At 69.4% G+C, this 26423-nt stretch carries 18 protein-coding genes; 10 read left to right on the forward strand and 8 right to left on the reverse strand.

Going from position 1 to position 26423, the window contains the following annotated elements; genetic code table 11:
- Positions 1-95 precede the first annotated feature (95 nt).
- The 4 genes from IU448_RS17490 (at position 96) to IU448_RS17505 (ending at position 7348) form a co-directional block, all read left to right on the forward strand.
- Positions 96-1433, forward strand: a complete 1338-nt coding sequence (locus IU448_RS17490; protein WP_195056687.1) for a serine/threonine-protein kinase — start codon at positions 96-98, stop codon at positions 1431-1433.
- A 331-nt stretch (positions 1434-1764) separates the two neighbouring features.
- Positions 1765-3603 carry a serine/threonine-protein kinase gene (locus tag IU448_RS17495; RefSeq protein WP_195056688.1) on the forward strand — a complete coding sequence of 613 codons (1839 nt, stop codon included), beginning with the start codon at positions 1765-1767 and terminating at the stop codon, positions 3601-3603.
- A 369-nt stretch (positions 3604-3972) separates the two neighbouring features.
- Positions 3973-4749 (forward strand): ABC transporter ATP-binding protein, encoded by a 777-nt coding sequence (locus IU448_RS17500; protein WP_195056689.1) that lies wholly within the window; start codon positions 3973-3975, stop codon positions 4747-4749.
- Between the two features lie 85 nt (positions 4750-4834).
- Positions 4835-7348 carry an ABC transporter permease gene (locus IU448_RS17505; RefSeq protein ID WP_195056918.1) on the forward strand — a complete coding sequence of 838 codons (2514 nt, stop codon included), beginning with the start codon at positions 4835-4837 and terminating at the stop codon, positions 7346-7348.
- 4 nt (positions 7349-7352) lie between these two features.
- Here IU448_RS17505 and IU448_RS17510 read toward each other — a convergent pair whose 3' ends face one another.
- The 4 genes from IU448_RS17510 to IU448_RS17525 form a co-directional block, all read right to left on the reverse strand.
- Positions 7353-8531: a VWA domain-containing protein gene (locus tag IU448_RS17510; protein WP_195056690.1), complete on the reverse strand. Its 1179-nt coding sequence runs from the start codon at positions 8529-8531 to the stop codon at positions 7353-7355.
- Positions 8528-10873 (reverse strand): DUF5682 family protein, encoded by a 2346-nt coding sequence (locus tag IU448_RS17515; RefSeq protein ID WP_195056691.1) that lies wholly within the window; start codon positions 10871-10873, stop codon positions 8528-8530. Before IU448_RS17515 ends, IU448_RS17510 begins: the two co-directional genes overlap by 4 nt.
- A gap of 221 nt (positions 10874-11094) precedes the next feature.
- On the reverse strand, positions 11095-12201 hold the full coding sequence (locus IU448_RS17520; protein ID WP_195056692.1) for an ATP-binding protein: 1107 nt from the start codon (positions 12199-12201) through the stop codon (positions 11095-11097).
- Positions 12198-15065, reverse strand: coding sequence for an SWIM zinc finger family protein (locus IU448_RS17525; protein ID WP_195056693.1), 2868 nt, complete (start codon positions 15063-15065; stop codon positions 12198-12200). Before IU448_RS17525 ends, IU448_RS17520 begins: the two co-directional genes overlap by 4 nt.
- Before the next feature lie 480 nt (positions 15066-15545).
- Between IU448_RS17525 and IU448_RS17530 the strand changes: the two genes are divergently transcribed.
- The 4 genes from IU448_RS17530 to IU448_RS17545 all read left to right on the forward strand — a co-directional run bounded on the left by IU448_RS17530 (position 15546) and on the right by IU448_RS17545 (position 19527).
- Positions 15546-18038 carry an AAA family ATPase gene (locus IU448_RS17530; RefSeq protein ID WP_324188626.1) on the forward strand — a complete coding sequence of 831 codons (2493 nt, stop codon included), beginning with the start codon at positions 15546-15548 and terminating at the stop codon, positions 18036-18038.
- A 338-nt stretch (positions 18039-18376) separates the two neighbouring features.
- Positions 18377-18733, forward strand: a complete 357-nt coding sequence (locus IU448_RS17535) for a hypothetical protein (protein WP_195056695.1) — start codon at positions 18377-18379, stop codon at positions 18731-18733.
- A gap of 48 nt (positions 18734-18781) precedes the next feature.
- Positions 18782-19168 carry a YchJ family protein gene (locus IU448_RS17540; RefSeq protein WP_195056696.1) on the forward strand — a complete coding sequence of 129 codons (387 nt, stop codon included), beginning with the start codon at positions 18782-18784 and terminating at the stop codon, positions 19166-19168.
- A 56-nt stretch (positions 19169-19224) separates the two neighbouring features.
- On the forward strand, positions 19225-19527 hold the full coding sequence (locus tag IU448_RS17545; RefSeq protein ID WP_195056697.1) for a SelT/SelW/SelH family protein: 303 nt from the start codon (positions 19225-19227) through the stop codon (positions 19525-19527).
- A gap of 85 nt (positions 19528-19612) precedes the next feature.
- Here IU448_RS17545 and IU448_RS17550 read toward each other — a convergent pair whose 3' ends face one another.
- Positions 19613-19834 (reverse strand): FmdB family zinc ribbon protein, encoded by a 222-nt coding sequence (locus IU448_RS17550; RefSeq protein ID WP_195056698.1) that lies wholly within the window; start codon positions 19832-19834, stop codon positions 19613-19615.
- Between the two features lie 116 nt (positions 19835-19950).
- On the opposite strand from IU448_RS17550, the gene IU448_RS17555 reads away from it, so the two are divergent.
- A complete protein-coding gene (locus IU448_RS17555) occupies positions 19951-21519 on the forward strand; it encodes a carboxylesterase/lipase family protein (RefSeq protein WP_195056699.1) in 1569 nt (522 codons plus the stop codon).
- 353 nt (positions 21520-21872) lie between these two features.
- Here the strand turns inward: IU448_RS17555 and IU448_RS17560 are convergent, their stop codons facing one another.
- From IU448_RS17560 to rfbD, 3 genes are read right to left on the reverse strand one after another with little or no spacing between them, the layout of a single operon-like run.
- The gene (locus IU448_RS17560) at positions 21873-22946 is read right to left on the reverse strand and encodes a sugar phosphate nucleotidyltransferase (protein WP_195056700.1); all 1074 of its coding nucleotides are present in this window, start codon (positions 22944-22946) and stop codon (positions 21873-21875) included.
- 53 nt (positions 22947-22999) lie between these two features.
- Positions 23000-23911 (reverse strand): glycosyltransferase family 2 protein, encoded by a 912-nt coding sequence (locus IU448_RS17565; RefSeq protein WP_280456549.1) that lies wholly within the window; start codon positions 23909-23911, stop codon positions 23000-23002.
- Positions 23912-23922: 11 nt separating this feature from the next.
- On the reverse strand, positions 23923-24792 hold the full coding sequence (gene rfbD, locus IU448_RS17570) for a dTDP-4-dehydrorhamnose reductase (RefSeq protein WP_324188627.1): 870 nt from the start codon (positions 24790-24792) through the stop codon (positions 23923-23925).
- Between the two features lie 149 nt (positions 24793-24941).
- On the opposite strand from rfbD, the gene IU448_RS17575 reads away from it, so the two are divergent.
- Positions 24942-26417: an LCP family protein gene (locus IU448_RS17575; protein WP_195056701.1), complete on the forward strand. Its 1476-nt coding sequence runs from the start codon at positions 24942-24944 to the stop codon at positions 26415-26417.
- Positions 26418-26423 lie beyond the last annotated feature (6 nt).

Raw genomic sequence — 26423 nt, forward strand, 5'->3', positions numbered from 1 at the left:
GCCGCCACCGACACCGGGCCCTCGCCTTGCACCGGGGCGGTGCGGGAAGATACACCGGTAGAATCGTGCACGACCCGATTAGGGGGAATTAGGCGATGCTCCAGCCTGGTGAGGACTTCGCGGGCTATCTCATCCGACGGCGCCTGGGGGTCGGCGGAATGGGCATGGTCTTCCTCGCCAGACATCCACGGCTGCCCCGGCTGGTGGCCCTCAAACTGCTCAACCCGGACCTGTACTCCGACACGGAGATCCGGTTGCGCTTCGAACGCGAATCCGAACTCGCCGGCCGGCTCGAACACCCCAATATCGTCACCGTCTACGACCGCGGCGCCGAGGGCAAACAGCTGTGGATCTCGATGCAGTACGTGCCCGGTTCCGATGCCTCGCTGGTGGACCTGCAGGTCCTGGATCCACGCCGGGCGGTGCAGATCATCGGCGATACCGGCGTCGCACTGGACTTCGCGCACGCCAACGGGGTGCTGCACCGGGATGTCAAACCGGGCAATATCCTGCTCGCCAAACCACCCATCGGGCAGCCGGAACGGGTGCTGCTCACCGATTTCGGTATCGCCGGTGTCCGGGACGCCGAAACCACCCTCGCCGCGGCCGATACCATCACCGCGACCCTCGCCTATGCGGCGCCCGAGCAGCTCACGGGTGCGAAACTGGATCATCGCGGTGACCAGTATTCGCTGGCCTGCACACTGTTCTGGTTGCTCACCGGATCCGGCCCGTACCCGGGCACCAATCCGGCCGAACTCATCCAGGCACATCTCACCGCGCCGGTCCCGCGGCTGAGCCGGATCCGGCCCGGGCTGCCGCCGGCGCTGGACGAGGTCTTGGCGCGCGCCCTCGCCAAGAATCCGGCCGAGCGATTCCTGAGCTGTGCCGAGTTCGCGGCCGCGGCCCGGTCGGCGCTGCGGCCGCCGGGTCCGCGCGGTGGACGCCCACCGGGGCCCGGGGTGCGCTTACGCCCTGGACCGCGGTACGGCCCCGGCGGTCCCGGCTACGGTTCGGGGGAGTTCGGGCAACCGGGCGGGCGGGGTGTGCCGCCGTACCGTTCCACCGAATACCGCCGGGCCGGTGTGGTTCCGCCGGGGTACGCCTCCAGCGAATACCGGCATCCGGGCCCGGCGGTGCCGCCGTACGGATCCAGCGAATTCCGCCACCCCCATGGTGGCGGTCCGCGACCCGGCGGTGCCGGTCATCGCCCGCCGCCGAACGCGGGAGAGCCTCCGCCCGCCCCGAACGAATTCCGGCCACCCGGCTCCGGAACCCGCGGTCCCGGCGATCTCCCACGGCCGGCCGGCCGGCCGCCCCGCGCGGAACCCGCCGACCCGGCCGTCATCGATCTGCCGGGCCTGCGCCGCCGCCCGGGTTCGGACCCGCCCGATATGGGCGCCCCGCCGCCACGCCCCGGCGCTACACCTTGACCGGGTAACCAGCACAGTCCACCATCCGGCCGCGCCTGCCGCAGCGAGAAGCCGGTCACCCGGCCGGGGTGGCCGGCGGAGCCGATCCCGGCAACTGCCGATGCGGCGGTGTGCACGAGCCGGGGCCGACCGGGCGACGCGGATCCCCCGCTGGGCGCGGCGGGCGTCTCGGGTGCTGGTTTGCCCGGAGGCGAGAGCCGTCGGCCGAGCATCGACTCCTGCTATGGTTTCGATGATTTCGCGTGACCGAACCGCTGCGGTCCGGTCACGCTTTTCGTCTACGCAGGTGCTGCCGGTGGGTCCCGGTGGCGTGGCGGGAATTGGAGCGGACATGCTGGCCAACGGCGATGTTTTCGCCGGCTATGTCATCGACCGGCAACTCGGCCGGGGTGGGATGGGCTCGGTCTACCTGGCGAAACATCCGCGACTGCCGCGGATGACGGCGCTGAAACTGCTGAATCGGGAGATGTTCTTCGATAAGGAGGTGCGCGCCAGATTCGAACGGGAGGCCGATCTGGTCGCCCGCCTGGACCATCCCAATATCGTGACGGTGTACGACCGCGGGCTCGAGGACGAGCAGCTGTGGATCTCCATGCAGTACATCGACGGGATCGACGCCGCGTCGGTCGATCCGCAGAAACTGCCGCCCGAACGGGCCGTGCAGATCATCGCCGAAACCGCCTCCGCACTGGATTACGCGCACGGTATGGGCGTGATGCACCGCGACGTCAAACCGGCCAACATCCTGCTGGCGCGCTCTACCGGTGGTCGCGGTGAACGCGTTTACCTCACCGATTTCGGAATCGCGCGGTTGCGCGACGATACCGGCCATCTCACCCAGACCGGCACCTTCACGGCCACGCTGGCCTATGCGTCGCCCGAACAGCTCACCGGCGCCGACCTGGACCACCGTTCGGACCAGTACTCGCTGGCATGCTCGCTGTACTGGCTGCTCACCGGCAACGGCCCGTTCACTTCCACCAATCCGGCCGGGGTGATCCAGGGGCATCTGCAGTCACCGCCGCCGTCGCTGAGCGCGGCCCGGCCCGAACTGCCGCCGGCGCTGGACGTGGTGCTGGCCAAAGCGATGGCCAAACGCCCCGACGACCGCTTCACTTCGTGCAGCGAGTTCGCCGAAGCCGCGAAACAGGCGCTGACCTCCCCGAGCTCCCCCGCCAACCCATTGGCACCGCCGCCCACCGCGGTAGCGGCGACATACCAGCCGCCGAACGTGCCCTACAGCAGCGGCGCGAATCCGTATCCGAGCACCGCGGCGCCGCAACCGTACGCCAGCGGTACCCAGGCCCAGCCGTATGCCGGCGGAGTCCAGCAGCCGCCGCCGTACACCAGTGGCGCCCAGCAGGGCCAGCAGCAGCCGTATGCCAGTGGTTTCCAGCAGCCGCCGGTCGGGGATATGCGCCAGCACCCCTACGGCAGCGGGCCTGGATATCCGAACCCGGCCGGCCCGTACGGCGGCGGGTCCGGTGCCTACACCCAGCCCACCAGCTATCCGCAGCCGATGGGGCAGATGCCGCCGGGCGGGCCGCCGCCGGCCAAGTCGAATACCGGACTCATCGTCGCCATCTGTGTCGGGCTCGTGGTGCTGATCGGTGTGGTGATCGGTGTCGTGGCAGTCGCCTCCAGCAGTGGTGACGACGGTGGCAGTGGCAACCAGGCGGGTGGCACCAGCACCCAGACCACCGTCGCGGCGGTCCCGGCGAACGCGGATTCGATCAGCAAGGAATTCCCGGAACTGGTCCCCGCGAGCAAGGACGAGGAGATCGGTTACGACGGCGCGAAATGCTGGGAAACCGATGACGGCTACACCCCCACCCCGGACGACGGCGAACCCGACTTCGGCAAGTGGGCCTGGCAGTGGCGCTGCTACGGCGGCGGCAACAACGAAGACCCGTTCTACCGGATCTACGTCTACGACTCCGCCGCCGACGTGGACTCGGTGGTGAAGGGCCTGCCCGCCACGGCCGAGAAATCCAGCGACACCAACGGCAGCCGCACCTACACCAACTACAAATGGGACAGCGACGGCCCGAAAATGGTCACGGTGTTCACCAACCATCCGGAACGGGCGCAGTACCTGATGTACACCGACGGCATCGTCGGCACCATCCCGGAGATGGTGACCTGGTGGAAGTCGGCACCACTGAACTGAGCTGTGTCTTTTTGCGCCGCCTGCGGCGGCGCGGGTTTCGGCCCCTTGGCGTCGCCGTCAGCGGGCCGAAACCTTCCGGGCCTCGCTGAACTCGGCTCCGCCGACACCGCTGGTTGCGTTGGGTTCGGTAGCTGCGATCTCATGGGGCTCGGCCGGCGTTGCCGTGTGAGTTTCGGAGGCGCTGGGCGCGGTGCTGCCGCGGTGGCGGGGTCGGTAGTGGGTCTCGCTGACCGGGGCACTGGTACCCCGCGGGACGAATATCGAACGCAGCGAAGTCGTACGCCCCGCTACCAGAGGACGACAGCGCCGGGTGCGGGGTCAGGGGTATCCCGGATGGCGCGAGCGGGCGCCGCCCGACAGACTGGACCCATGACTGCTCATGCTGTCGATACGGACTCGCCCGGGCCCGGGCCCGGGTCCGCCGTCGCCGCCGGTGCCATCGAACTCACGAAGGTCTACGGGTCCGGAGATACCCGGGTCACGGCCTTGGATGCGGTATCGGTCGATTTCGCCCGCGGGGAATTCACCGCCATCATGGGGCCGTCGGGCTCGGGTAAATCCACCCTCATGCACTGCCTGGCCGGGTTGGACGCGGCGAGTTCGGGGCAGGTGCGGATCGGCGATACCGAGCTCACCGACCTCTCCGACAAAGAGATGACGGCCCTGCGGCGGGACCGGATCGGGTTCGTCTTCCAAGCGTTCAACCTGGTCCCGACGTTGACCGCGCTGGAGAACATCACCCTGCCACTGGATATCGCCGGCCGCCGGCCCGAAGCGGAGTGGCTGGCGACCGTGCTGAAGCGGCTGGGGCTGGAGGACCGGCTCGGCCACCGGCCCAGCGAACTGTCCGGCGGGCAGCAGCAGCGGGTCGCCTGTGCCCGGGCGCTGGCGGGGAAACCGGAGATCATCTTCGGGGACGAGCCGACCGGCAACCTGGACTCCCGGTCCTCCGGCGAGGTGCTGTCGATTCTGCGGGCCGCGGTGGACGAATTCGGCCAGACCGTGGTCATCGTCACCCACGAACCCGCCGCCGCCGCGTACGCGGACCGGGTGATCTTCCTGGCCGACGGCCGGATCGTCGACGAGATGCGCGATCCGACGGCCGAGACGGTACTGGACCGGATGAAGGCACTGGAGGCCCGGTGACGCACCATCGTGGAGCCGGCCGGTCCGACCGGGGTGCGAGGCGCCCCCACAACACGCAGGAGAGCCGGTAGTGGCCGCACATCCCATGCGCACCGTCGCCCTGCGCAATCTCGCCGCGCACAAGGTCCGGTTGGCACTCACCCTGCTGTCCGTGGTGCTCGGCACCGCGTTCATCGCGGGCTCGTTCGTCTTCACCGATACCCTGCAGCGCACCTTCGACGGAATCTTCGCCGACGAGGCCGCCGGGGTGGACGTCCGGTTGAGTCCCGAGGAACGACAGTCGCCCGGGATCCCCCAGGACGTGGCCGACGATGTGGCCGCCATGGACGGGGTCCGTACGGTGGCGCCCGGTATCGAGGGTTCGGTGGTGCTGCTCGACCCGGCCGGGAAGAAAGCCGTGCAAACCGGCGGGGCACCGAGTTACGGGCTGGCCTATCTGCCACCCGAGCGATCGGTCGCCGAACCGTCCCCGTTCGTCGCGGGCGTACCGCCGGCCGAACCGGGACAGATCGCGCTCAACACCGGCGCCGCCGAACGCGCGGGCCTCGCGGTGGGTGATCGCACCAAAGTGCTGGTTCCCTCGCACGGCGGCCCGATCGACGTGACCGTCACCGGCCTCTACGCGCCCGCCACCGATACCGGCGGTTTCATCGGTGTGCAGTTCACCGAGGCACAGGCCAGGGAACTGTTCACCGACGGCACCCACGTCGCCTATCTCGATATCGCGGCCGAGGGTATCCCCGGCGATACCTTGCGTGACCGGCTGTCCATGCTGTACCCGGACTACAAGGCGCAGAACGGCGACCAGGTCCGCGCGGAGATGAAGGCCGAGATCTCCGAGGCCCTGAACTTCCTGAACTACTTCCTGCTCGCGTTCGGCGCCATCGCGCTGATCGTCGGCACCTTCATCATCTACAACACCTTCTCCATGCTGGTGGCGCAGCGACTGCGGGAACTGGCGCTGCTACGTGCCGTGGGCGCCGGCCGCGGGCAGGTCGGCCGGTCGGTGGTCGCCGAGGCATTGATCGTCGGGGTCATCGGCAGCCTGCTCGGGTTGCTCGCGGGTATCGCGCTCGCCTACGGACTGGCCGCGGTACTGAACGCCTTCGATCTCGGACTGCCGACCGGAACGATGGCCGTCCTGCCGCGCACGGTGCTGGTGGCGTTCGTGGTCGGGTTGCTGGTGACCGTGGTCAGCGCATACGCACCGGCCCGGCGTGCCTCCCGGATTCCGCCGGTACAGGCGATGCGGGAAGAGTTCGCCTCCGCCGGCGATTCGCTGCGGGGCCGCACGATCGCCGGGGCGGTCCTGGCGGTCGTGGGCGTGGTGCTGGTGGTGCTCGGTTCCCGGAACACCGGCGGCGGAGCGGCGGCGGTCGTCGGGGTCGGGGCGCTGGGATTGATCCTCGCGGTATTGTTCGCCGCTCCGGCATTGTCGCGGCCCGTCCTGGCCGGCCTCGGCTGGCTCATCCGGCCGTTCGGCCCGATCGGACAGATGGCGCGCAACAACGCGATCCGCAATCCGCGGCGCACCGCGGCCACCGCGTTCGCGCTGACCCTCGGACTGATGCTGGTCACCGCGATCGGGATGCTCGGCGAATCGGCGAAGGTCAGCATTTCCCGGCTCGTCGATCAGGGGGTGGAGGCCGACTATGTCCTCGCCGGACCGCCGATGATGGGCGTACCGGCCGGCGCGAGCGATGCGGTCCAGGAGAAGGTGCCCGCGGCCGCCGCCGTCGTCGGATTGCGCGGGGTAGCGCTGAAGATCGGCGACGACGACGAGTTCGGCACCTCGCCCGACGGCCCGCTCGAACAAGTCGTGAATATCGAAATGCTCAGCGGTACAGCATCGCTGGGAGATTCGGAAATTCTGCTCGGCGAGGACGAGGCCACCGAACACGGGGTCGGCGCCGGTGAACAGTTGGTGATCACCACCCTGGGCGGCGCCGAAATTCCGCTCACCGTGGCCGGTGTGTACGTGGATTCGCAGGTGCTGGGGCCGCTGATCGTGCCGTCCGCGGTCTACGAGAAGGCCATGCCGGTTTCCCTGCGGACCGAGGCCGCGGTGCTCATCGAGGCGGCACCGGGGACCGATCTCGCCGCGATGCGGACCGATCTGGAACGAGCGACCGAGGAATTCGTGATCGTCCAGGTACAGGACCGGGAGGAATTCAAGGGCGAGAACGCGAAACAGATCAACAATATGCTGGCGATCCTGTACGGCCTGCTGGCCCTGGCGGTGGTGATCGCGGTGCTCGGTATTGTGAACACGCTCGCGCTGTCGGTGGTGGAGCGACGCCGCGAAATCGGTATGTTGCGCGCGGTCGGCACCCAGCGGTCGCAGGTCCGGCGCACCATCTATCTGGAATCCATGCTCATCGCGGTCTTCGGTGCGCTGGTCGGCGCGGTGCTGGGTCTCGGGCTCGGTGTGGGATTCCTGCGCACTCTGCGCGATCTCGGCCTGGATCAGATCGCGGTTCCATGGGATCAGCTGGTGTACATGCTGATCGGCTCCGCGGTGGTGGGTGTGCTGGCCGCGCTCTGGCCCGCCGTGCGTGCCGCCCGCACCCCACCGCTGGCCGCCATCGCCGATATTTGACGAGCTATCTCCGGTCGGTGCCCCAGCTGCGGAGGTCGCCGCGGTTGAGGGCGTCGGCCAGCAGGTCCGGGAAACGGTCCGGCGTGCAGGCGAACGCGGGAACGCCGAGCGCGGCGAGCGCGGCGGCGTTCTCGCGATCGTAGGAGGGCGCGCCGTCGTCGGAGAGTGCCAGCAGTACCACCACCTGTACGCCGGATTCCTTCATCGCGTTGATCCGGCGCAGCATCTCTTCCCGGACGCCGCCCTCGTAGAGATCGGATATCAGGAAGAACAGGCTGTCGGCGGGACGCGTGATCAGCGATTGGCAGTAGGCGATGGCGCGATTGATGTAGGTGCCGCCGCCGAGTTGGGTGCCGAACAGCACGTCGACCGGATCGCTGAGCTTATCGGTGAGATCGACGACCTCGGTATCGAAGACCACCAGCGAGGTGCGTAGCGCCCGCATGGAAGCCAGGACCGCGCCGAACACCGAGGAATAGACGACGCTGGAGGCCATGGACCCGGATTGATCGATGGCCAGGATCACGTCCCGGTGCACTGCCTGTGACCGCCGGCCGTATCCGACCAGATGTTCGGCGATGATGGTGCGCTGCTCGGGCAGATAGTGGGCGAGGTTCTTACGGATGGTTCGATCGAAGTCGATATCGCGTGGTTTGGGCCGGCTCGTGCGGGTGGCCCGGTTCAGCGCTGCGCTCACCGCAGCGACGGTCCGTGCGGCGATCCGTTCCTCGATCTCCTGCACGACCTTGCCGACCACCATCCGGGCGGTCGATTTGGTGGTCTCCGGGATCACCCGGTTGAGGCCGATCAGCGTGCCGACCAGATGAACGTCCGGTTCGACCGCCTCCATGAGCTCGGGTTCGAGCAGCAACTGGGTGAGACCGAGCCGTTCCACGGCGTCCCGCTGCATCACCTCGACGACGGTCGACGGAAAATACGTGCGGATATCGCCGAGCCAGCGAGCCACCCGTGGCGCCGATCCGCCGAGGCCACCGGACCGGTCCCCGCCCGTCCGGCCGCCCCCGCGATTCCCGTCGTATACGGCCCCCAGCGCCTTGTCCACGGCCGTATCGTCCGCACCGGTGAGCTCGCCGAGCGCGGGATCGGCCGCGGCGCCGAGGACGAGGCGCCACCGGCGCAGCCGCTCCGCCTCCGTGGCCGATTGTGGTGCGGTGCTGGTCATACCGGTACCCCCAGGATTTCCGCGACAGCGCGCAATACGAGCGTGCCGCGTTCGGAATCGATGTCGGTGCGGGCCGCCGGGGCGCCCGCGCCGGTATTGCGGACGGCCGACCCGATTGCCCGGCGCTCGCCGGACTCGAAGGCACCGAAGGTACGGCGTAACAGCGGCACCACCTCCATGAACTGATCGCCGGTGAGTCCGGCGAGCCAGCTGTCGATGAGACCCAGCAGGGCGCGGTCGTGAACCAGCACCAGCCCCCGGCCGCCGACGAAACCATCGACCCACGCCGCCTTCGCGGCCGCCGTATGCCCGATGGACAGTGCCGCGGCCAGCCTGCGGGCGGCCTCGTCCGGTTCGAACCGGCCGGCGTCGCAGAGCAGCCGGACCACCCGGCCGGTCAGCATCCCGTGGGTATCCGGCCGGTCGGCCAGCCGGGTGAGTGCCGCCAGCCATCGTGCGGTGGCTTCGGTGTCGTCGCGCGTGTGTATCGCGGTGTTCACCGTATCGAGCTGGGCGCGCAGGGCGGCGGCGGTTTCGTCGCCGAGCCCGGTGACCGCCGCGGGGAGACCGGCGCAGATCCGTACCAGCATGCTGTCGGCCACCTGGGCCAGTGCCGAGGTATCGGTCCCGCGCACATCGCCGTAACGCAGGGTGCGCAGCACACCCGGCAGTGCGGCGAGCAGATGGGTGATGTCGTGGTCGATCGCGGCCGCTGATCCGAGCCGCCGGATCAAACCGTCTAGGGCGCCCGGCAGTTCGGCCAGCAGCGCGAATTCCAGGGCGTCGGTCAGGTCGGCCACCCCGCTGCCGTCCCGGCCCGCGGCATCGAGGATCTTCGCCTCGGCGGCCGCCTGCACAGTGGTGCCCCAGCGGGCCGCTTCGATCACCCGTACCGCGAATTCCGGTTCCCAGCGCAGCTCCCAGGTCTCCCGGAAGGTTCCGGTGGTGCCGGCTGTGCCGGTCGCGGGAACACCCCAGTCCACACCGAGCAGCCGGAGCCGATGCAACAGCCGTGATTTGGCCATATCGCGGTCTTTGCGCAGATCCAGGTCCACGGTTCGCGTCAGCGCCTCCTGTTTCAGGCGCAGCGAGCGCGCCTGAGTATGTAGATCGGCCGCCAACGGCACAGTCGGAGAGTCGGCCGGGACCGCGCCGAGCGCCTCACCCACGACGAGTTCCGCACCGACGAGCTGCAACACCGTGTCGTCGCCTTCGCACAGCACCGCACGGGTTGCCTCGGTGACCTCCGAGAGCCCCGCCAGCGGCCGCGACCGCAGGGCGGCAAGAGTTTCCGCCAGCCGGACGGCTTCGATGACATGGGCACTGGACACCGGCAGATCATGAGCGCGCAGCAGCCGCGCGACCTTGGTGAGCCAGGAAGCGATCGGATGCTCGGTGGCGGTGAACAGATGGTGGTACCAACCGGGAGAGGTGACGCCCGCACCGTAACCGGAGGCCGCGGCAAGCCGAGAATGCGTCCAGGGCACCCAGGTCAGCTTCGCCTTGACCTTCGGCAGGCCCTTCAACAGGCGCTGATCGGCGTTCGCCGGGCCGAGCGGATCGCACAGTGCGGGAGCATGCCACGCGCCACAGACGACGGCGATCCGCCCGGCGCCGTCCTTGCGGGCCTGCCGCAGCACCTGCCGCATATGCGCCTCGCGGACAAGTGTGTACCGATCGAGAACCAGCGGTCCGGGGCCGCCGTCGCCGGGGGTCGACTCGCCGCCACCTGCTGCGACATGGTCGTCGACCTGCGATCCCGTCGGTAGTGGGCCGGTGGATTCGTGCGCTGCCTTCCCCGGCCGGTACGAAAGGCAGGATTCTGGATCCTCGGGTCGCCACGATGCGGAACCGGCGGTTTCGCGCAGGGCTGCCATGGCCTCGGTGATGGCGGGGAATGTTGCGGCGTCGGTGCTCGATTCGACCACGGCATCCCACCAGCGCTCCGCGTCGTCGTAGCCGCCCGCGGCGGCCAGTTCGGCGAGGGCATCGCGGCCGCCCGGCCTGTCGTCGACCGCGAGCGCCACCGAGGCGGGTAGGTCGCAGAACCGTACCGGTATACCGTTCCCGACGGCGTAACGCAGTGCCTGCCACTCCGGAGAGAACACCGCGTACGGCCAGAACGCCGCGCGCGCCGGTTCGTCGGCAACGTAACCGAGCAGCGCCACCGGCGGTTCCATCATATCGGCGGCTATGTGGCGGGCCAGCGGGTCTGCATCTGCCGGCCCCTCGATCAGGACGATATCCGGCCGGAACTCTTCGAGCGCCGATCGCAGCGAACGGGCCGAACCGGGCCCGTGGTGCCGCATTCCGTAGACCCGGGTCTCGCCCGACTCGCTCATGCTGTGTTGATTGCGGATGTGCGAGGGCCCTGCGTGGTTACGCTGCGCTGCCGCTTCCGGGCCTGACTCGCTCATGCTGTGTAGATCTCGGATGTGCGAGGGCCCTGCGTGGTTACGCTGCGCTGCCGCTTCCGGGCCTGACTCGCTCATGCTGTGTAGATCTCGGATGTGCGAGGGCCCTGCGTGGTTACGCTGCGCTACCGCCTCCGGGCCTGACTCGCTCATCCGGTGACTTCCCGGCAGGCGCGGTAGAAATCGGACCATTCGTCGCGTTCGCGGACCACGGCCTCCAAGTACTCCGTCCACACCACCGAATCGGCCACCGGGTCTTTGATCACCGAACCGATCACCGCGCCCGCGATATCCGCGGCCCGCAGGACGCCGTCACCGAAATGGGCCGACAGCGCCATTCCGTTGGTGATCACCGAGATGGCTTCGGCGGTCGACAGTGTTCCGGACGGTGATTTGAGTTTGGTCCGGCCGTCGGCCGTGACACCCGCGCGCAGCTCCCGGAAAATTCGTACCACCCGGCGCACCTCCTCGGCCGCCGCCGGTACCTCGGGCAACTCCAGCGCCGACCCCAGTTGCGCGACTCGGCGGGTGACGATATCGATCTCCTCGCCCTCGCTGCCGGGCAGCGGCAGCACCACGGTGTTGAACCGCCGGCGCAGTGCCGAGGACAGTTCGTTCACACCGCGATCGCGATCGTTGGCGGTGGCGATGATGTTGAACCCCTTGGTGGCTTGGACTTCTGTTCCGAGCTCGGGGATCGGCAGGGTTTTCTCGGACAGCACGGTGATCAGCGCGTCCTGCACATCGGAGGGGATACGGGTGAGTTCTTCGAGTCGTGCGATGGCTCCGGTGCGCATGGCGGTGAGGACCGGCGAGGCCACCAGGGCAGCGTCGCTGGGGCCCTCGGCGAGTAACCGGGCGTAGTTCCAGCCGTACCGGACGGCTTCCTCGGCGGTGCCCGAGGTGCCCTGGACCAACAGCGTGGACGAGCCGCTCACGGCAGCCGAAAGATGTTCGGAAACCCAAGTTTTCGCGGTCCCGGGAACACCCAGCAGCAGTAGCGCGCGATCTGTGGCGAGGGTGGCGACCGCGACCTCCATGAGCCGGCGCGGGCCGACGTATTTGGGGGTGATCACCGTTGCATCGTCGAGGGTGCCGCCGAGCAGATAGGTCACCACAGCCCACGGCGACAGCTTCCACGACGGCGGTCGAGGCCGGTCGTCGGCGGCGGCGAGCGCACGCAATTCGCCGGCGAATGCCTGTTCGGCGTGCGGACGCAGCAACGGCTCGGACGGGGCGGTCGCGGTGGTGGTCAATTCAGCTCCTCGAGCATTACGGATCGTTGGTGGAGTTCATGGGCGAGCAGGTCGAGTGCCGTCGCCCAATCGCTGTCGGTGCAGCGGGTCGCGAGCGCCACTGCCGCGGGTTGGCAGTCGGGCGGCATATGGCGGGCGGCGGTGTGCAACAGGGATCGATGTGCGGACGGTCCGGTGCCCGGTGCGCCCGGGCGGCGTTCGGCTGCCCGGGCCCGTTCGGCGAACAGATGCAGCAGGTGCCGGGCGATTTCGTCCGGCCACGGCCGGACCACGGCCGGCAACAGCGATTCGATTTCCGACAGCCACGAGGCATCCAAGCGCACCAGGTGGCGTACCTGATCGGCGGCCGGAATCAGCGCGAACAATTCCCGCCGGCGCAGAATCGCCGCGTTCGACGGAGTACCCGCGGCGAACAGGGCGGCGGCCCATGCGGGATCACGCTGGGTGAGCGCCGCGTCCATCCAGCCGTCGAACAGCGGCTGGCGGAACCGGTCGTCGATGCGGGCCGCCACCGCCCGGCCCGGGGGACCCAGCGTGGCGGTCCACGTGCCGAGCGGGAGATCGGCCACGAGCCTGCGCAGGCGGGCCGCACTCGAATCGGGCTGCCCGTTCCAGCGGTAACCGAATTCCGCAATGTTATCGGTGAAACCGTCGCGGACGGCGTCCTCATCCAGGGTTTCCGGGATGTCCACGATCAGCTCGGCGGTCTGCTCCGGCTCTTCGGCCGCTCGGTACTTCAGCCAGGCCGCGGCGCGCGTGCCCATCCGGGCGGCGAAGGCCGAATCGGGCAACCGGGCCAGCAGTCCGGCGGCCGTCCGGCGCACATCGCCGCGGCGATCGCGCAAGGCGCGTTCCAGTAGGGCCTCGTCCGCAGGGCCCAGGCCGTCGGCCAGGACAGCCAGCAGTTCGGCTTTCGGTGCGCCGGATTCCCGTGGCCAGGCCGCCGCCAAGGTGCCGCGCGCGGCGGCCGGGTCGCGGTGGCGGAGTGCGGTCAGCCACCGGATCCGGTCCGGCGGCAACCCGAGTCGCCAGGTTTCGGTACCCGGCTCCGGCTGTGCGATATCGCGCCGGACCAGACCGTGCCAGCGTGGAATACGGCCCGCCAGCCAGCGGCCCCGGGCACCGGCGAGTTGCAGTGCCGCTTCCCGCAGGACGCTGTCGCGGGCGGCGAAGTCGAGCAGTTGTCCCGCCAGTCGGTCGGGTGCGCGGAAACCGTGTGGTGCGGCGGCGGCGAACCATTCCGGAAGGTATTCCGGCCGGGATTCGATCAGTAGCGCCAGCCGATCGGCTGCGGCGGCGGGCAGCACCGACCGCGGATCCTCGGTGGCGGGCTCCGGGACCGGGCCGGCGTGCTTGGCTACGTATCCCCCACGCGACCACGATATTTCCAGGGCGGTGGCGTCCAGTAGCCGGCCGGCTGCGTCCGGGCCGGGTAGTGCCGCGGCCGCCGCGGCGACCGGGCCGGGCAGCGATGGCAGCGCGGCGGCGCCCCGGGCGGTGCCGAGCAAGGCGATCGAGGCCGCCTCCGGAGTGGCGGTGAAGGCGGTATGGGCGGTATCGGCAACGGGACCGGCATCGTGGAACTCAGCACCGGCGAGCACCGATACGGCCTCCAATGCCCGGCCCGTCCACAGGCCGAAAACGGTGATCGGCCTGCCTCCGGACAGGGCCAGCAGCCGCTCCGGTTCGGCGGGTTCCACCAGGGGCAGCGCGGTACCGCCGGGTTCGGCCAGCATCCAGTCGCCGGCCCGGCCGATCGGGACGACCGTGCGCAGTAGCACCGGCCAGGATTCCAGCCAGGGATCGGCCGCGGCCGCCGTGGCGAAGGCGCGTAACGCATCGGAGATGGTGCCGGCCGCGGATATCACTGCGTTCGCGGCGGTATCGGGCGTGGGCGCGGCGGTATCGGCCCGGCCGGTCAGGGCCCGCAGCGGTGCGGCCGCCGGATAGAAGTGCAGACTCGATTTCGCTGCCAGGCCGAGCGGCGGGATCTCGCCGGTGAACGCCGGCGAGCCGTGGGAATGGTCGATCAGTACCGCCCAGCGGCCGGTGTGTTCCCCGTACAACCAGCTGCGCCGGGTGTGCAGCCTTTCTTCTTCGCTCGTACGGATTCCCAGCGTGACCCACCGGTCGCGCACCTCCGGTTCGGCGAGTACGGCATCGGCTGCCGTCGGATAACCGATATGGGTGCGGACGGTGGCGGCCGACGGTGCCGGCAGGGTGTCCAGTTGCCGGTGGGCTGCCAGTAGTAAGCGCAGCCAGGCGAATCGTCCCAGCACCACTTCGGGCCAGTTCGACCGCCCTACCACCGCCGCCGGCAATCGGCGCAGCGCCGCGGCGATACCGGGTGCCTGCGCGTCGATCATGCGCGCGGACACGGCTTCGAACGCGGCCGGGGAGCGGTCCGTCTGGGCCAGCCCGGTGCGGATCTGGTCCGTCAGCCAGGTTTTCAGTTCGGACGTGCCGGCGGCGACCCGTTCGTATCGCTGCCGCGCTGCGGCGGTGCTCGGCACGCGGTTCTTCTTCGGGGTGGCGGCCGCCGCCGTCCGGCGTTCGATCCACTCGGCGGCGAAATCGGCCGTTTCGCCGGTTTCGCCCACCGTTCCCGCCGACCACAGCAGCAGTAACGACACCGCATGTTTGCAGGGGAATTTCCGGCTCGGACAACTACACCGGAACGCCGGACCGGACAGATCGACGATCGTCTGATAAGGCGACCGGCCGCTGCCCTCGCACCATCCCCACAGTGCGTTCCCGCACCAGCCGGTGCCCGACCACTTCGCGGCGAGCCGGCGCGCGGCGGTGAGCGAACTCGTATCCGGCGCGAGCGCTGTCACCTGGTTCTCCGGCCACCGCGCCGTCATCCGGTGCGTCCGTATCGTTCGATCATCGTGCCCCCGTTTCCTGCGGTCCGCAGAGTTGTATCGCACCGCACCGACACGAACGGTTCACCGCCGGGGCGGATTGGAAGAGCTTGTCGCCGAGAGGTATTCGCAATACAGCTGATCTTGCGCAATGCGGCTTTCTCTGGCATTCTGTCCTGTTCGGCCCGACCGAGCCACCCCTGGAGGGTGACACCAACGAGCTGCCCGACGGGGTTGGCGAGGGGTGGCCATCGGCCGGAGTCGCAGCGGCCGATGACCAGATCCCATCCCCGCGGGCAGGTTCGCCTCCTGCCTCGCACAGCCGGTCCCGGAACCGTCTCCGCCATACCGTCCGGGACGCCTGGGATCCCTCCCCCTGCACGAACAAGCCGTCATCCGGTAGCGTTCGGCAAAGCTTTCGATCGTTCGATCACACCCGGGACCGGGGAGCGCGTGTGGTCCCGAGGGGGCGGAGAAGTCGTGGAATCTGTGTGTGCGCAACCCCAGCGAAACCCGAACCGGCCGGGCGAGCGGATCATTCGGCAACTCGACGCGGAACCGGAGCTGCCGGCCGAGGTCGCCGAGATCGTCCGGGCCGCGCTCGCCGCCTCGGCACCGGCCGGCGACCGGCCTCCCGCGGACGACAGTGCCTTCGATTTCAGCGGTCTGTTCCTGCGCGCCATCCGTGTCGAGGGCTTCCGCGGGATCGGTCCCGAAGCCGTGCTGGAAATACCGTCCGGGCCCGGGCTCACCCTGGTCACCGGCCGTAACGGTAGCGGTAAATCCAGTTTCGCCGAGGCTGCCGAACTGGCACTCACCGGGGCGAATCGGCGGTGGGACGGTCGTTCCGCCGCCTGGCGGGAAGGCTGGCGCAACCTGCATCGCCGCGGCCCGGTTCGCATCGAATTGGAGTTGCGGGCCGACGGCCCCGCACCGGCGCTGACCATTGCCCGTTCGTGGGCCGACGGCGAACCGCTCGCCGGCGGCCGGTGGGTCCAGCGCCGGGCCGGCGCAGCCGAAACCGCGTTTCCCGCCGACCGGTGGGCGCCGCCGATGGAGTTGTATCGGCCGTTCCTGTCCTACAGTGAACTCGGCGCCTTGGTCGACGGAAAGCCCAGCGAGTTGTTCGACGCCCTGCACCAGTTGCTGGGCCTGGACGATCTCATCGACGCGCACGAGCACATCCGTTCGGTGCGGCTGGAAATGGAGAGCGCGGCCCGCACGGCCCGCCGCGATCGCCAACTGCTGCTGGCCGAGCTGCCCGGTATCACGGACCGGCGGGCCGTGCGCGCCGAACGGATCCTGCGCCGGCCCGAACCCGATCTCGCGGAGCTGGAACGCCTGCTGTCCGATACCACCGGCGGCGCAGAACCGGCCGCGCTGCGGGCATTGGCGGCCATCGAACTGCCCCCCGCGCCTCGGATCGAGAAGCTGCTTATCCGGCTCCGCGCCGCCCGGACCGCGGTGACCGTGGCCACCTCACCCGAATCGGCAGCCGATCTGCGTGTTCTCGATCTACTGCGAACCGCGTACTCCCACGTAACCGAGCAGCACCTGACCGCGGCCCCGGGCCATCGCCTCGCCGCCGGAATACCGGACTCCGTGACCGCACCCGGCAACGCATGCCCCTGCCCGGTGTGCGGCCGGGGAAGCCTGGACCGGCGGTGGCTGTCCGAAACCGCCGCCGCCGTCGACGAGCTCGCGGAACGAACCGCCGGCCTGGTGCGCGCACAAGCCGAACTGAGCGATGTACTGGCCGAACTGCGCGCCGCGATCGGGGCGGTACCCACGGAACTGACGACCGCGGAAGCGGCCTGCCTCGATACCGCCGCCCTGCGTGAAACATGGGCACAGTGGCGCCGGCTCACCGCATCCCCCGACCCGGATCCGGATTCCCTCGGGGTCGTCCACCAACGGCTGTACGGCGAACTCGGTTTCCTGCAGCAGCGTGCCGCGAAGGAACTGGACCGCCTCGAGCAGGCCTGGACGCCGCTGGTTCCGCGTCTGCGTACCTGGCTCGAACTCGCCCGGACCGTGCACGCGCAGGCGACGCAACTGCAGACCGCCCGGGCCGCCGAGGTCTGGTTGAAAGCGGCCACCGCCCATGTCCGCGACGAACGGCTCGCCCCGCTGGCCGGTACCGCCCGCTGGGTCTGGCAGAGCCTGCGCCAGCAGAGCAATGTCGAGCTCGGCGGGATCCGGCTACAGGGCAACGCGAACAGTGCCCGCCGGGTCCAGCTCGACGTCACCGTCGATGACGTGGACGGGGCTGCCCTCGGGGTGATGAGTCAGGGGGAACTGCACGCGCTCGGCCTGGCCCTGTTCCTGCCCCGGGCCACCGTGGGCGCCAGTCCCTTTCGATTCGTGGTGATCGACGACCCCGTACAGGCGATGGATCCGGCGAAGGTGGACGGGCTGGCGCGCGTCCTCGCGACCGTGGCGTGGGACCGGCAGGTGGTGGTGTTCACCCACGACGACCGGCTCGCCGAGGCGGTCCGCCGGATGCAGATCGACGCCCGGATCCTCGAGGTGCAGCGCCGGGAACGTTCCGTGGTGGAGATCAGGCTGTCCAGCGATCCGGTGCACCGCTACCTCGACGACGCGCGCGCCCTGCTGCGGACCCCCCAGCTGCCGTCCGCCATATCCGATGAACTGGTGGCCAGTTGCTGCCGTTCGGCCCTGGAGGCGGCCAGTCTGGCGCGCGCGAAACGGGTGCTGCTCGCTGAGGGGATGGATCATTCGGAAGTGCAGCGCCGGATCGACAGCGCGCAATCCACCCGGGCCATGGTCACGCTCGCGGTACTCGGGCCGGGCCGGCGGATCGAGGACCTGAACAAACGGCTGGCCAGGGAAGGCCGATGGGCAGTCGAGGTGCTCCGTGACGCCACGGCCGGCGCGCATATCCCGATCGCGCGCGATCTGTCCGACCTGATCGCCGAGACCGAACGCTTCGTGAACTGGCTGGCCGGATGATCCCGGGCGACGCCGACGAGCACGGGACCGACCGGACACCCGGCGGATCGCCGCCCCTGCCGGGCCGGGTGTTGCCTCCGGTAGGCGGCGGATCGCCCCTGGCGGGCTCGGCAGGCCGGGCGATATCCGGTGCGGGTCACGCATCGCCCGCCGCGTCCGGGGAGTTCGGTCCCGATGACGGCTCGGTGACGCCGCCGAGCGGATCGGGATCAGCGCGGCGTGTATCGCGGCGACGGGTCCGCAAGCGAGAGCCCCGCGGGGGGACGACAGAGAAGTCCCGGCGTTCGGGCCGGTCGACGAGCCCGCGACCCGTCGAACCCCGGCTTCCGCGGCTCACCGTGGCCGAGCGCCTGGCCGTGGTCGATCGGTTGCTCGACGGTTCGGTGCCCGCCGCCGGGGCGGTGTGGTCCCGGGCGACTGCATGGATTCTGCGTATCGCGCTCGAACAATCGGTGGACGAGTTGTGGACCCGAACCGAACCCGGCTTGGCACGCTGCCCGATGCGCGCGCAGCTGCTGGCCCTGCGGGTTGTCGCCGGCCCGTCCGTTGCGGCGCGGACGGCTGCACTGTGGACCGCCCTGTCCCATGCCGCCCATCACCACGACACCGAGCTGGCGCCGAGTGTTTCCGAGCTGCGCCGGTGGCGGGAGGACACCGCGCGTATCGCCGGGGAACTGGCCACGATCCGCCGCTGACCCGGCCCGGCGGCCGCGTTCTGCACAGACCGCGCAGAATCGTCAGCCGTGGACGATTCGAAACAGTGCCCCTGCCGCCGCGGCGAGGTGTTCGCCGAATGCTGCGGTCCGTTGCTGGCCGGACGACCGGCCCCGAGCGCCGAAGCGCTGATGCGTTCCCGGTTCACCGCCTTCGCGCTCGGCGACACCGGCTACCTGCATCGATCCTGGTATGCCGGTACCCGGCCCGAACGGCTGGACCCAGACCCCGACCGGCGCTGGCTGTTCCTGGAGATCCACGCGGTTACCGGTGGTGGCCCGTTCGAACGAACCGGAACCGTGGAATTCACCGCCCACTACCGCGACCCCGGCGGTCGCGGCTGGTTACACGAGATCAGCCGATTCACTCGCGTCGACGGCGCCTGGTGCTATGTCGACGGCGATATCGTGGAATGAGTCGCGACCGCGCAACTCGACCGGCCCCGCGCCGAGCCGCCGGTAGTGTGCACGCCATGCCGCGTATCGCCATCGAATACTGCACCCAGTGCCGTTGGCTGCTCCGGGCGAGCTGGATGGCGCAGGAACTGCTGACCACTTTCGGCACCGATATCGGCGAGGTCGCTTTGATCCCCGGCGAGGGCGGGGTCTTCCGGATCACCGTCGACGGTGACCAGGTGTGGGAGCGTAAAACCGACGGGGGCTTCCCCGAAATCGTGGTACTGAAACAGCGCGTCCGCGATCGCATTGCGCCCGCGCGCGATCTGGGCCACAGCGACCGCGGACACACCTCGAAAACCGAGACATCGGACAGCTGAGCTGGACAACCCGGCAGACCGCCACCGGACCGGCCTCCTGCCCCGTCGGGGAAGATGCTTTATCGGTGCTCGTGAGGAGCCGAGTTCAGGCGCAGCAGCCCCCACCGCAGCAGCCCCCGCCGGCCGTCGGAGCGGGTGCCGATATCGCCGGTGTCGCGGCTCGCCCGGTCGTCGCGAACGTGGTGAGCAGTTTCACGGTGTCGTCGTGGCCATCCGGGCATACGGCCGGATCGGACGCCTGCGCCATCGGACGGTTGACCTCGAAGGTATCGCCGCAGCTGCGGCACCGGAATTCATAACTCGGCATGCCCGAATTCTAGAGCTGTCGCAACCCGGGTTTTTCCGGTGCAACGCGATAATTCCGGAACCGAGTTGTAACCAGTTCGGTCGTACCCTCGAATGCACAGGTAGAGGAGGTCTGTGATGAACGTCCAGTGCTTCGAGGTAACGCCTGGAGTGGACGGGTCCGCACCGGTGGCCCGGACCGAGTTCGGCGCGGTCCGCGGGACCCGGGCGGGCGCGGTATCGGTCTGGCGAGGGATCCCGTACGCCGCCGCACCGGCCGGTCCGCGCCGGTTCCAGCCCCCACGGGCACCGGAACGCTGGGACGGGATTCGCGATTGTGTCGCCTTCGGCTCGATCGCTCCGCAGGATATGGACAACACCGTCCCGATGGACCGTTCGCTGTCGATGGGCGAGGACTGTCTGTGGTTGAACGTCTGGGCGCCGGCCGCGACCGCCGACGAACCGCGGCCGGTGATGGTGTGGTTGCACGGCGGGGCCTACTGCCTGGGTTCGGCCGCGCAGGCCGTCTACGACGGTGCTCACCTCGCCGCGTCCGGCGATGTCGTGGTCGTCACCGTGAACTACCGCGTCGGGGCTTTCGGCTTCCTCGACCTGTCCTCGCTGCACGACGAGTTCGTGCCCAATCTGGGATTGCTCGACCAGCTCGCCGCCCTGGAATGGGTCCGCGACAATATCGCCGGTTTCGGCGGTGACCCCGGCAATGTGACCCTGTTCGGCGAATCCTCCGGCGCCGGCTGTGTCACCGCGTTGCTCACCGCACCCCGCGCCGCGGGCCTGTTCCAGCGCGCCATCGCACAGAGCCCGCCGGCCACCACCGTCTACGGCCGGGAACGCGCGGCCGGGGTGGCGAACCGATTCCTGGAACTGATGGAACTGCCCAGGTCGCGCGCGGCCGAACTACTCACCTGCCCCATCGAGCGGATCGTGCGCGCGGCCGCGGTGCTGATCGACGAGGTCCCGCTCGAGGCCCCCGGCACCCTCGCCGCGGCGCCGGTGGTGGACGAGGATCTGCTGCCGGGCTACCCCACCGACCGGTTCCGCGACGGCCGCTCGCATCGGGTGCCGCTCATCATCGGCACCAACAAGGACGAGGCGTCGCTTTTCCGGCTGTTCCGTTCGCCGATCATGCCGGTCACCCCCGAAGCGGTGAACGCCATGCTCGAACAGGTTCAAGCCGGCCATCCCGACCTGTCCGCGGAACGGATCGCCGAGATCACCCGCGTATACCCCGACCTCGCCAAGCCGCGCGGCGCCCTGGCCATGTCCACCGACGCCGCGTTCCGGATGCCCGCCCTGTGGGTGGCCGACGGCCATGCCCAGCATTCCCGCACCTGGATGTACCGCTTCGATCACGCGACCCCCATGCTGCGCGCCGCCCGCGTCGGCGCCGGGCACGCCACCGAACTGCCCTACATTTTCGGCAACTTCGGCACCTTCGACCACGACCCCACGTTCTGGCTGGGCGGCCGCCGCCAGGCCACCGAGGTCTCGGGCCGGATGATGCGCCGCTGGCTGGCCTTCGCCGCTCACGGCGTACCCGCCGCGCTCGACGGTTCCAAACACTGGCCGCCCTACCACCCCGAATCGCGGGAAACCCTGCTCATCGACACCGTCGACCGCGTGGTCGGCGACCCGGAAGGTGAGCTACTCACCGCCTGGGGAGAACGAGCCGTAGGCTTCGCCTGAGCTCTGTCTTTTTGCGGCGCCTGCGGCGCCGCGGGTTTCGGCCCCCTTGGTCCATGCTGTCCGCACTCGATGCTCGCGGCTGCGCCGCATCGCATCGAGCACGGACAGCATGGACGGGCCGAAACCTTTCAGGGCCTCGCTGAACTCGGCTCCGCCGTTGGTTGCGTTCGTGCTTTGGTGGGCCGGACTTTCAGGGCCTCGCTGAACTCGGCTCCGCTGTCGGTTGCGTCGGTGTTTGGGGCGAAACCTTTCAGGGGTCTCGGTCGACTCGGCTCCGCCGCCGGCTGCCTTGGTGTTTTCGGCGGGCGAAACGTTCGAAGGCAGCTCAGGCGCGGCGGCGCCGCTGGGTGCTACTACACGTCGGTCGAGTAGCGAATCCCGCCGTCGGGAATCTCCACCCCCGGCCACACCCGAGCGCCGCGCAGCAGTTCACAGCGCGCCCCGATACTGGCCCCGTCCCCGATGACCCCGTCGCGGATCAGCGCGCGCGGCCCGATGCGGGCGCCGAATCCGATGATCGAGCGTTCCACCGTGGCGCCCGCTTCCACTTTGGCGCCGTCGAAGAGGATCGCCCCGTCGAGGCGGGCGCCGGCGCCGACCTCCGCGCCGCGGCCGACGACCGTACCGCCGATCAGCAATGCCCCGGGCGCGACCCCGGCGCCCTCGTGGACGAGCGATTCCCCACGCTGTCCGGGCAGGATCGGGGACGGGGCGATACCGCGCACCAGGTCGGCCGAGCCGCGGACGAAATCCTCCGGTGTGCCCATATCGCGCCAGTACGAGGCGTCGACGTGGCCCTGCACTCGGGCGCCTTCGGTGAGCAGCGCCGGGAAAACCTCCCGCTCGACCGATACCGGCCGGCCGGCCGGTATTTTTTCGATGTATTCGCGCCGGAACACGTAGCAACCGGCGTTGATCTGGTCGGTCGGCGGATCTTGGGTTTTCTCCAGGAACGCGGTGACCCGGCCGTCCGCATCGGTCGGTACGCAGCCGAACGCGCGGGGGTCGCTCACCCGTACCAGGTGCAGGGTGACGTCGGCCTGGGTGGTCTCGTGGGTTTCCAGGATGCCCCGCAGATCGGTACCGCCCAGGACGTCGCCGTTGAACACCATGATGTTGTCGGCGGTGAGCCGGGGCAGCACATTGCGGATACCGCCGCCGGTGCCCAGCGGTTCGGTTTCGGTGACGTATTCGATCTGCAGGCCGAGATCGGCTCCGTCACCGAAATGCTCCTCGAAGACTTCGGCCTTGTAAGAAGTGCCCAGCACCACGTGGGTGAGTCCCGCCGCGGCGATACGGGACAGCAGATGGGTGAGGAACGGCACCCCGGCGGTCGGCAGCATCGGTTTCGGCGCCGACAGGGTCAGCGGCCGCAACCGGGTGCCCTTCCCGCCGACCAGGATGACCGCGTCTGCTTGTGATGCCATGGAGCTCCCTTGTTCCATCCGTTCCTCGCGACCCGGGCCGGTGGCCGGTCCGGTCAGCCGGCGAGTTCCTGCTGCCGGGCACGCAGTGCGGATCGAACCGCAATGCGGCAGCGAATCGCAAGTCCGGCCCGTAACGCCCAGCGCAGCGGGGCCTGCCACCAGTGCGGATGCCGGTCGGCCTGGAAGCGGTAGGCGCTGGCGTGGTGGGCGGGCAGCATCTTTTCCGGGTTGCGCCCGGCGGCGTGTCCCTTGGCGTGGGTGACCTCGGCGTCGGGCACGAAGACGTTGTGCCAGCCGGCGCGGCCCATCCGGTCGCCGAAGTCGACGTCCTCCATGTACATGAAGTAGCGGGAGTCGAAACCGTCGATGGAGTCGAATGCTTCCCGGCGTACCAGCAGGCACGATCCGGACAGCCAGCCGACCGTGCGTTCGGAGATCTCCTCGTTTTCCTGCCGGTAGCGGCGGGTCCACGGGTTGGTTTTCCAGATCGCGCCGAGGATGGCGTGACCGGCGCCGTCGAGCAGGCCGGGGACCGACCGGGCGGAGGGGTAGACGCTGCCGTCCGGTTCCCGGACCAGCGGGCCGATGGCGCCCGCGCGGGGCCAGCGCCGGGCGGCCTCGAGCATGATGTCGATGGAGTCGTTGCCCCAGCGGATATCGGGGTTGGCGATCAGCACGTATTCGAGGTCGGGATCCAGTTCGGCGACGGCCCGGTTGATGGCGCCGCCGTAACCGATGTTCCCGCCGGTCGATAGGAAACGGACATGCGCGTTGGCCTCGGCGACCAGTTCCGGGACACCGTCGGTGGAACCGTTGTCGGCCAGGATGACCTGTGGTTTGTCCGCGGTCGCCGTGTTCAGGGTGCTGATGAAATGCTCGAGATGTTCGCCCGGCGAATACGTGACCGTGACCACGGCCAGTCGTGGCCGGTCATGGGGTCGACCCGGGGTGTCGGAAGCGCTCACAGCGCCCCACCCTAACGGGCGGTCTCGGCCAATGCCTCGGTGAGCGCGGATTCCCACGGGCGCAATGGTGTCAGGCCCGCGTCGTGCCAGGCGGCGCCGGACAGTACGGAGTAGGCGGGCCGGGGCGCGGGCCGGGGAAAATCCGCGGATGTGCAGGGCCGCACGCGGTCCGGGTCGGCGCCGATACCGGCGAAAACGGCACGTGCCACCTCGAACCAGCTCGCCCGGCCGGAATTCGTGGCATGCAGCACAGCAGGCGCCTCGGGGCGGCCGGCGAGTTCGAGCAGGCCGGCGGCGAGATCGGCGGCGTAGGTGGGGGAGCCGATCTGGTCGGTCACCACATTCACGGTGTCGCGCTCCCGTTCCAGCCGCCGCATGGTGGCGACGAAATCGCTGTCGGTGCCGCGGTACACCCAGGCCGTGCGGACGATATGGGCAGCCGGGCAGTTCTCGCGCACCGCGCGTTCCCCGGCGAGTTTGGAGCGTCCGTATACGGTGGCGGGTCCGGTGGGATCCCCGGGCTCGTACGGCGTGCTCGCGGTGCCGGGGAACACATAGTCGGTGGAGAGATGGAGCAGCCGCGCACCCACCCGGGTGCAGGCGGCCGCGAGGACCGCGGGACCGGTCGCGTTGCCGGCGAAGGCGGCCTCGGGATCCGATTCGGCCCGGTCCACCGCGGTGTACGCGGCACAGTTGACGACGATATCGCCCGGATGCAGTGCCGATTCCACGGCCGCCGGATCGGTGATATCGAGCGCGGAGCGGGTATACGCGCGGCAGGTGGGTGCCAGCCCGAGCAGTTCCCGGCCGACCTGGCCGCCGGCCCCGGTGACCACGAGCCGGGCGCTGAGTTCGGTTCCGGGCGGCACGACATCGTTCACCGGCCCAGTCTGGCACGCCGTCGATGGGCCGAATCGATGTCACCCGGGCTGCCGTTGGTTAGCCTGCGTGGAGCGGAAGGTGTTTCGACGGCGTACGCGAAGTGGATCGGGGTCCTCGACCGGTCCGATTTGGGGAGAGGAAGTTCAAGGTGGCGCAGCGTGGGGAGCCGACGTTGTGGAGTCCGGCGCGGGTGTTCGTCGCGTCGGTTGCTCTGATTGTGCTGGTGAGTACCGGGTTCGCTTGGCGGGGCGTGGATTCGCTGGTGTCGAATATCGAACGCATCAGTGATCTCGGGCTCGGCGGGCAGCGCGACGGCGCGGTGGACATCTTGCTGGTGGGTGTGGATTCGCGTACCGACGCCAAAGGTAATCCGCTCACCGACGCCGAGCGCGCGATGCTGCATGCGGGCGACGAGATCGGCACGAATACCGACACCATCGTGCTGGTGCGGGTACCCAACGACGGCAGTTCGGCCACCGCGATCTCCATTCCCCGCGATGCCTACGTCGATATCCCGGGGCTGGGCAAGGGCAAGATCAACTCCGCGTACGGGGTCACCAAACAGTCCGTGCAGGGCGATCTGCTCGCCGAGGGCGTCTCGCCGGAAGCCGCCGAGGACAAATCCACGCAACGCGGCCGGCAGGCGCTGATCGGCTCGGTGGCCGGGCTCACCGGTATCACCGTCGACCACTACGCCGAAGTCAGCCTGCTCGGGTTCGTGCTGCTCACCGATGCGGTCGGCGGTGTGGACGTCTGCCTGCGCAATCCGGTGGACGAACCGCTGTCCGGCGCATATTTCCCGGCCGGCCGCCAGAAGCTGGACGGCCCGCAGGCATTGAGTTTCGTCCGGCAGCGGCACAACCTCGAACGCGGCGATCTGGACCGGATCGTCCGCCAGCAGGTGTTCATGGCGCAGCTCGTCCACCAGGTGATCAGTGCCGACACCCTGAGCAATCCCACCCGGTTACGTGAACTCAGCGACGCTGTGGGCCGCACCATCGTGCTCGACGAAGGCTGGGATCTGCCGGCCTTCCTGAACCAGCTCCAGGATCTGTCCGCCGGCAAGGTGACATTCGAGACCATTCCCGTCGCCGATCTCAACGGCACCACCTCGGACGGCGAATCGGTGGTGCGGGTCGAACCCGATGAGGTGCAGGACTATGTCGCCGGCCTGGTCGGCGCGGAATCCGACAGTGCCGACACGGGTACCACATCCGCGGCCCCGCCAGCCGATCCGGGAACAGTGCAGGTGGACGTCTACAACTCCACGTCGATCTCCGGCCTGGCCGGTTCGGTGTCGCAGGAACTCGCGGCACTCGGTTATCTCACCGGCGAGGTGGGTAACTATGCGGACGGGCCGGTGTCGCAGAGCCAGGTGCTCGCCGCCTCCGAATCCGATCGAGGGGCGCGGACGGTGGCCGCGGCGCTCGGCGGTATCCCGGTCGTCGCGGACGCCGCGCTGGCGCCGGGGACGGTGAGCGTGGTGCTGGCAAGCGACTACGCTGGTCCAGGATCCGGCAGCGCGGGCGTGATCGATTTCGGCGATACGTCGACATCGGCGACGCCGGTGCCCCCCGCACCGCCCATCGCGGCGGCCGAGGACGGACCCACCTGTGTGAATTGAACGCCG

The sequence above is a fragment of the Nocardia flavorosea genome, from assembly GCF_015477805.1.
Lineage (GTDB): Bacteria > Actinomycetota > Actinomycetes > Mycobacteriales > Mycobacteriaceae > Nocardia > Nocardia flavorosea_A.

Excerpts from the sequence above, each read along its gene's own strand:
- IU448_RS17525 (WP_195056693.1), bottom strand. The coding sequence starts at position 15,065 with ATGACGGCGCGGTGGCCGGAGAACCAGGTGACAGCGCTCGCGCCGGAT.
- IU448_RS17560 (WP_195056700.1), bottom strand. The coding sequence starts at position 22,946 with ATGGCATCACAAGCAGACGCGGTCATCCTGGTCGGCGGGAAGGGCACC.
- IU448_RS17515 (WP_195056691.1), bottom strand. The coding sequence starts at position 10,873 with ATGAGCGAGTCGGGCGAGACCCGGGTCTACGGAATGCGGCACCACGGG.
- IU448_RS17545 (WP_195056697.1), top strand. The coding sequence starts at position 19,225 with ATGCCGCGTATCGCCATCGAATACTGCACCCAGTGCCGTTGGCTGCTC.
- IU448_RS17555 (WP_195056699.1), top strand. The coding sequence starts at position 19,951 with ATGAACGTCCAGTGCTTCGAGGTAACGCCTGGAGTGGACGGGTCCGCA.
- IU448_RS17550 (WP_195056698.1), bottom strand. The coding sequence starts at position 19,834 with ATGCCGAGTTATGAATTCCGGTGCCGCAGCTGCGGCGATACCTTCGAG.
- IU448_RS17490 (WP_195056687.1), top strand. The coding sequence starts at position 96 with ATGCTCCAGCCTGGTGAGGACTTCGCGGGCTATCTCATCCGACGGCGC.
- IU448_RS17500 (WP_195056689.1), top strand. The coding sequence starts at position 3,973 with ATGACTGCTCATGCTGTCGATACGGACTCGCCCGGGCCCGGGCCCGGG.
- IU448_RS17510 (WP_195056690.1), bottom strand. The coding sequence starts at position 8,531 with ATGACCAGCACCGCACCACAATCGGCCACGGAGGCGGAGCGGCTGCGC.
- IU448_RS17495 (WP_195056688.1), top strand. The coding sequence starts at position 1,765 with ATGCTGGCCAACGGCGATGTTTTCGCCGGCTATGTCATCGACCGGCAA.
- IU448_RS17505 (WP_195056918.1), top strand. The coding sequence starts at position 4,835 with ATGCGCACCGTCGCCCTGCGCAATCTCGCCGCGCACAAGGTCCGGTTG.